Here is a 723-nt window from a genome sequence, read left to right as displayed (position 1 = left end):
GCCATACCAGAACATGCTCGTCGCCGGCGCGATGCCGAGCCGCGCGACGTCCTTGCGCAGCGTGATCGTCGACGAGACATCCTGGACGACGCCGCCATCGGTCCCGTCGGTGTACCGGCACACGAAGCGGTACGCACCGGTCACGCTGGGCCCGTCGAGAAGGGCATAGACGGTATAGCTCTGCGCGCCCGTCGCCTCGATCCAGAAGGCGGTGAAGGCGGGAAATTCCTCCTTGCCGTCGATCCCCGTGTCGATCGCGATACCGCGCGCGGACAGGCCATATTGATCCTGAGAACCGGCGGTGCGGAAGTAAGAGGCGCCGATGAACGCCATCCAGTCGCTCTTGCCGTCGCTCGACACCGCGCGGAAGCCGGCGATGCCGAGGGCGGCGTGATGCCCGGATTCGGTCTTGAAGAGATCCGCGGCGAAGTCGACCGCGCGCGCCTGCCCGCGTTCGACGACATGGATCGCGACAGGGGTCGGCGCATAACGGCCGAGCGGGAACAAGCGGATGCCGCCCGCCAGCGTCCGTTCGGGCTTGTAGCTGATCGACCCTACCGCATCATAATCGATCGCCTCCGCCGCCGCGACCTTGGCCGGTGCGCGGTAGGGCGCGCGCGCCAGCGCCGCGGCGCGCTGCTGCAGAGCCTCCCAGGAAAACGACTCGGGCTTGCCCAGCGCGGGGGCGGACGACGCCGCGGCGCCGCGCTTGCGGGGGGTGCC

1 protein-coding gene is annotated in these 723 nt (G+C 69.4%); it reads right to left on the bottom strand.

Annotation, left to right across the window (positions count from 1 at the left end; genetic code table 11):
- Positions 1-723: glucan biosynthesis protein (locus sphsw_RS05790; RefSeq protein ID WP_042466637.1), on the bottom strand; the 723-nt coding region annotated here is incomplete at both ends.

This window comes from Sphingomonas sp. FUKUSWIS1, assembly GCF_000733135.1.
GTDB classification, from domain to species: Bacteria; Pseudomonadota; Alphaproteobacteria; order Sphingomonadales; family Sphingomonadaceae; genus Sphingomonas; species Sphingomonas aerolata.
The sequence above is the reverse complement of the archived record's forward strand: the minus strand, read 5'-3'. Positions and strand labels throughout refer to the sequence as shown.